Source organism: Kineosporia sp. NBRC 101731 (genome assembly GCF_030269305.1).
GTDB lineage: Bacteria > Actinomycetota > Actinomycetes > Actinomycetales > Kineosporiaceae > Kineosporia.
Map to the genome: position 1 here is coordinate 108,280 of NZ_BSTC01000019.1, position 6,000 is coordinate 114,279.

General features: G+C 68.7%; 5 protein-coding genes. 1 reads left to right on the forward strand and 4 read right to left on the reverse strand.

What is annotated here, in order from left to right; genetic code table 11:
- Positions 1-80: 80 nt before the first annotated feature.
- The 3 genes from QSK05_RS33010 to QSK05_RS33020 all read right to left on the reverse strand — a co-directional run bounded on the left by QSK05_RS33010 (position 81) and on the right by QSK05_RS33020 (position 4,584).
- The gene (locus QSK05_RS33010) at positions 81-908 is read right to left on the reverse strand and encodes a class III extradiol ring-cleavage dioxygenase family protein (RefSeq protein ID WP_285601329.1); all 828 of its coding nucleotides are present in this window, start codon (positions 906-908) and stop codon (positions 81-83) included.
- Between the two features lie 179 nt (positions 909-1,087).
- Entirely contained in the window at positions 1,088-4,354 is a 3,267-nt protein-coding gene (locus QSK05_RS33015; protein WP_285601330.1) for a helix-turn-helix transcriptional regulator, read from the reverse strand.
- Between the two features lie 26 nt (positions 4,355-4,380).
- A complete protein-coding gene (locus tag QSK05_RS33020; RefSeq protein WP_285601331.1) occupies positions 4,381-4,584 on the reverse strand; it encodes a hypothetical protein in 204 nt (67 codons plus the stop codon).
- Between the two features lie 313 nt (positions 4,585-4,897).
- Between QSK05_RS33020 and QSK05_RS33025 the strand changes: the two genes are divergently transcribed.
- Positions 4,898-5,320 (forward strand): MarR family winged helix-turn-helix transcriptional regulator, encoded by a 423-nt coding sequence (locus QSK05_RS33025; protein WP_285601332.1) that lies wholly within the window; start codon positions 4,898-4,900, stop codon positions 5,318-5,320.
- Between the two features lie 110 nt (positions 5,321-5,430).
- Here QSK05_RS33025 and QSK05_RS33030 read toward each other — a convergent pair whose 3' ends face one another.
- Entirely contained in the window at positions 5,431-5,739 is a 309-nt protein-coding gene (locus QSK05_RS33030) for an NUDIX domain-containing protein (protein ID WP_285601333.1), read from the reverse strand.
- Positions 5,740-6,000: the final 261 nt, after the last annotated feature.

Below are 6,000 nucleotides of genomic sequence, written 5' to 3' on the forward strand. Positions count from 1 at the left end.
GCCGGTCTGGTCCTGGCCGGTCTGGTCCTGGCCGGTCTGGTCCTGGCCGGTCATCTTCTGATGGCTCAAGCTCGGTTCGCTCACGCCGGGAACCGCCAGTCAGCCACGAAGTACGCGACGCCGAACGGCGCGCCCTCGTACCGCAGGGCGGCGGTGGCGGACCGGGGCCCGTCGAGCCCTCCGGCAGCCACCTGCCAGGCAACCCGGCCCACACATCCCAGCTCGTCGGCCCGGGCGGGCGCGATGTCGGCCAGCCCTTCCGGGTCGGCGCCGGTCAGAGCCTTCACCACCGCGGCGTCGAACGACTCCGCCTCCGGATCCTCGAACCCCGGCGACCGCATTCCGCGCCGATTGCTGCCGTCGCCCAGCACGAGCCACGCGGCGTGCAGGCCGGTCTGCTGATCAAGCGAATGCCCCAGCTCCAGACAGTCCGAAACCGACGCCGTCACTGAGACCTCCTGCAGCACTACCGGTCCGGTCCACCCAGCCCGCTCCAGCAGCCAGCGGCCGATGGTCAGGGACAAGGGCAGGCCCGGTGCCGTGGCCGGATGATCCCGCGGTGCCTCGACCGCCACGCCGTAGCCCGCCAGGGTGCCCCATGCCTGTGGCTCATGCCGCCAGGTACGTTCTCCCGGGCCGACCAGCACCAGGGTCGAGGGTTCCTGCGCCACCAGGCCGGCAACCGCCTGCTCACATACCGCCAGCAGAGGACCCGTCAGCGCGGACAGCGCCTCCCCCACACCTGCGACCACACCGGCGCTGTCTTCCAGCGAAGGCCGGACCGGATCTGTTGGCCGGCTCTGGCGGGGCTGTCCACTCTGCCGGTTCGATGCGGGCTGCCCGCTCGGTCCGGGTGACAGCGTCGGGTCGGGCTCGTCGGCAGTACGAGCACCGGCCTCCTGCCCCACGCGAACTCCGGTCAAGGCCGGTACGAGCAGGGGTGGACAAGGCACGAAAGCGGCGGCGAGCATTCCCCGACCCTAAACCCGCGCCGGCCCGGGCCGCGGCGCACTCATGCTCCCGCGTCCAAGGGCCGGGGTTTCGCTACCCGGTTCGATCCGGGCGTGGCCGGTCCAGGTGCTTTCTCTCAATGGATCAGCCCCAGCCTGCCCATGATGGCCACTGCCTCCGCCCGACCGGAGGCGCCGAGTTTGGCCAGGACGTTGGAGACGTGCACGCTGGCCGTCTTCTCACTGATGAAAAGCCGCTCGCCGATGGCCCGGTTGGTCAGGCCGGCAGCGACCAGAGACATCACCTCGTGCTCGCGGGGCGTCAGTGTGGGCGCAGTGATCGGTGCGTCATCGGCGGATGCGGCCGGTCCACCGGAAGATCCCGGCTGGGGGAACGTAGCTGGACCGGTACCGCCGGATCCGGAAACCCCGGTGTTCCCCGAAGCCGGACGCGCAGCGGAACCCCCGTACGGTCCCCCGGCCTGAAGGTCAGGGCGGTCCTGAAGATCACTGCGGTCCTGGCGACCGGCGGATTCCCCACGTAGTTCCCCGTCGTGAAGAGCCCGATAGTTCTGGCGGTCCTGGCTGTTCGTGTCGGTGCCACCGGTGGCGCCGCCCAGGCTGAGGCCGGCCGGCAGAGCGAGATGTTCGAGCTCTCGGAGCAGCGGCGCGGCGCCAAGCCGCAGAGCCCGGTCGTGGGCAGCAAGGATCTGCTCGCAGGCCTCAGCACGATGGTTCTCCCGGAGTAACAGCTGCGCCGCCCGCCACCGGGCCCGGGCCACCTCGTAAACCGAGACTCCTTCGAAAGTCTCAGCCAGTTCAATCCATCCGGCCGTCTCGTCGGCAGCCCGGGCCCGCGCCCATTCCAGTTCCAGGCGCAGCAACCAGGCCTTGCCTTCGGGCCCCATCACACCGCGACGGGGCAGGCCGAGACGACCTCGGGTACGACCGTCTTCCAGGAAGTACTCGATGTCGGCGAGGGCCGATCGCTCGGTCTCGGCATCACCCAGCTCGCGGGCGCGCACGGCCCCGTCGGCCAGGGCGCTGACAGCCCGGACATCGATGGCAATGCCGGACAGCAGCCAGGGTTCGGCCTCCCGGAGCACATAGTCGAGCGCTCGCCGGGCCTGGACCGCGGCCTCTTCCCACTTCCCGAGCCAGGTCATCGCCTCGGCCCGGGCCGAGTGAAGCAGCTGACGTTCCCAGGAGTCGTCGGTGATGACCAGCCACTCGTCAGCCCGCAGCACCTGTTCGGGGTCGCGCGCGGCCAGCACCGGAAGCTCGTACAGCCGTAGGTAACTGACCAGCGACAGCGGCAGCCGCGATGCGCCCTCGTCCGGCCGGATCACGCCCAGCGCCCGTTCGACCTGCCCGGTGTGCCAGAACGTGGTGATCAGCAGCGACCGGGCGTTGCTCCCGTAGGGACTGGCGGTCAGGCCGTTGGAGTCGGCCACCTCGATGGCTGCGAGCAGATCTGCAATACCGGCGTCCAGGTCTCCGGCGTCCAGATGATTGATGGCGAGGTTGTAGATCACCCGCACCGTGGCCGCCGTGTCTCCGGAGAGCTCGGTCGCGGCGCGGGCCAGGCGGAAGGACCGGGCCGACTCTTCGTCGCGCCCCAGCACTCCCTCGGCCACGGCCTGGGTGGTCAGCAGTTCTACCTGAAGAGCGGTCATTCCGAGCGGCTCGCTCTCCGCCAGCGCCTGGTTCACCGCCTTCATAGCGTCGCGAGGATCAGCCGCCAGACGCACCCGGGCGACGATGCCCCAGGCCATGGCCCGCGCGGGGGACGGTGCCCGGTCGCCGGCGAGATCGTTGATGACCTGCACGGCACAGGAGTGCGCCTCCCGGGGCCGATCAGCCTGGTACAGATGGAGGGACAACGTGGCCCGGGCCCTGGCCGCCGCGGTGGTGTCGCCGTCCGCCTCCGCCTCTTCCGTGGCGGTCGCCGCCAGGTCGACTGCTCGCGTGTACCGCCCCGCATCACTCGCCACGTCGGCCGCGCGCAGACTGACAGTGCTGCGCGCGACATCTTCGGCACGTTGATCGTCGGGAACGACGTCCCACAGCTGCAGAGCCTGTTCGTAGTGCTCCAACGCCTCAGCGGGAGCGTTGCCGCAGGCGGCGAACCAGGCCGCCTGGAGCGAGGCATTCAGAGCACTCGGCATGTCGTTGGCCGCGAGGCTGTGACGTGCAACCTCGGCGGCGATTCCCCTGGCCCCTGGCGTACCGATCAGCGGTCTGAGGTAATCGGCGACGTTCTTGTGCAGACGAACCCGCTCACCGGGCAACAGGTCCGAGTAGATGGCCTCTTGCAGAAGAGCGTGCCGGAACCGGTAGCGATCCAGTTCCTCCGGCACCAGCACCTGCTGGGCGATCGCCTCTCGCAGAGCCGACTCGGCCTCGTCGGCCGTCAGGGAACCCCGGATGTCCGGCCCGCTGATCACCACGCGCAGCAGCGCATCGTCGATACGGGCGGACCCCAGCACCGACGCGAGCCGCACCACCTTCTTCGCCGGGTCGGACAGTTGCTCCAGACGATCGAGCAGCAGATCGGTCAGGCCCTCGGGAAGGCGGCCGTCGTCCCCAGCGGCCAGAAGTTCTTGCGCGTAGTACGGATTCCCCGCCGAACGCCTCACGATGCGCCGCAACAGTGCCGGCTTCACCGGAGCGCCGTTCACACCGGCCAAGAGCTGCCCGAGTTCGCGGTCGGACAACGGAGGCAGATCCATCTGCTCGACCCGGGGCAACCGCACCAGTTCACCGACGAGCGGCCGCAGCGGGTGCCGGCGGTGCAGGTCGTCGGCACGGTAGCTGGCCAGCACCAGCAGCCGGTCGGGCCCCAGGCGGCTGAACAGAAACCGGACCAGGTCACGGGTGGACGCGTCGGCCCAGTGCAGGTCTTCCAGGATCAGGAGCAACGGCGCGACCTCGGACCCGATGCGCCCCAGCACGTGGGTGACCGACTCGAACAGGGCCAGGCGATCCAGGCCGGCCTCACCGACGCTGCGCGGGATCACCTCGATCGCCGACCCGACGATCTGGGCCAGCCCCTGACGTTCGGCCGAGACCTGGCGGATGACCTCTGCCATCCGTCCCTTCTCCTCGCTGTCCCGCTCTCCCCACCGCAACGGCTGGCTCAGAGCTTCGGCGAACGGCAGGTAGGGCAGTGACCCCATACCCAGATCGACGCAGCGACCGGTGAGGACCTGGAACCCCGTCGCTGCCGCGTGCTCCGCGATCTCCGTGAGGGTGCGGGTCTTGCCGACCCCGGCGTCGCCACCGATGATCACCCCGGTCGCGGTGCCGGACCGGGCAAGGGTCAGAAGTTCGCGCAGGCGCTCGAGTTGCCCCACTCTCGCGACGAACGGCGCGGCGGAACCGACGAAAGCCACGTCGCCCATCGTGTCACCTCTTCCCGGTCAGTCGCCTACGACTTCTTCTTGCCAGCCTCACGTGCCTGTTTCTGCTGCCGCTTACGCGCGGCCTCCTTGAGCAGCCGCTGCTGGCGGTACCGCATTTCCGTCTCGGCCGGTCCCTCGAGCCTCTGGTACGGAAGTGTTGCCCCGCGGGTGAGACCGACCGCCGTACTCGCCGCCAGGTCCTGCCGAAAACCGTTCCACGACGTACTCATCACCATGACCCCCAGTCGATTCAGCTGCCGTCTTCTGCTGATGAATCAACCTTCGCGCTAAGGCCGCACCCGGCGGATCGGGAGATCACGCAGCACCGGCCAGGCTCAGACCTCAGATTCTGATCAAGGTCCGGCCCCCGGCCACCTAAGGACTCAGAAATCTGGGAATCGGCGTCTAAGGGGTGGAGCTGAGCTCATGAATGGCCGGGCTTCCGCCCACCGGACGGCATCTTGGGGAAGAGTGGCATCGCCGGAACGGGCGACGCCCGCAACACCCCGCACCGGCCGCATTCGGGAGCCTTAGAGTCAGAGGATGAGCAGTAGGGGGTACCTGGAACTCGGCGAGGAGCTGCGCACCGTCGTCGGGGAACTCGTCCGCCGGGCCCGCGCCACTGACGAACTTCCGGCGAACCACGCGGCGGCCCTCGGTCACCTAGACCGCTCCGGGCCGGCGACGATCGCCGAGCTCGCTCACGCCTGCCACATCCGGCACCAGTCGATGACCGCGATCGTGCACCAGATCGCCGAGCGCGGGGAAGCGACGGCCGAACCCCACCCCACCGATCGCCGCGCCGTTCTCTACCGGCTCACCGCCGTCGGCCGGACCGAGCTGGAACGGGACCGGCACCTGCGCGCACGCTGGCTGGCGCAGTGCATCGAGGACGAGTTCGGTGACGACACCCAGGGCATCGAGGATGCCCTTCAGGTGCTGAGGCGCTTGAGAGACCGGACGTAACGTCAGGCCCGGAGTATCTGCTCGAAGACGCCCAGGTAATCCTCATGCCCCAGTGTCAAACCCTTCATAGCGTCCAGGGACACCCAACGGAGCTCGTCATGCTCCAGCGGTTAGAGGTTCACGGGCTCCCCGGACCAGGCTCGGATGACCCAGATCCCCTGCTCCAGCCGACCTTCCGGCAGATCGTCCGAACCGCCACGGATACGGGCGCACGGTTCATCGTCGATGTGGGCAACGTCGACGCCCACCTCCTCCCGCAGTTCGCGACGAAGGGCCTCCAGTTCGCTCTCGTCGGCGTCCACATGGCCACCGGGCAGGTCCCAGACGTTGGGGTACCAGCGCCGGGACGGAGAACGGTGGCAGAGCAGCAGCCAATCGCCACGTACCAGGGCACCGGTGACCACGTGATGCACGGTCATCAGAAGAGTTCTAGAACGCCGGGGACACTTTGCATGATCACGACAGGGTAGCGGGGAGGTTCGGCATGATCACGAACAGGAGGAGTTGGTTTGAGGACGAGGTAAGCCTTCCTCGCGCTGGTGGCAACCGGTCCGCAAACGCAGTAATGGCGGCCCGCGCCGCCCGATCGAAGTTTCTTCGTCGGGCGGGGGCCGCCATTACTGTCTTCAATTTTTGTCCGGCGATGTCCTACTCTCCCACACCGTAACCAGTGCAGTACC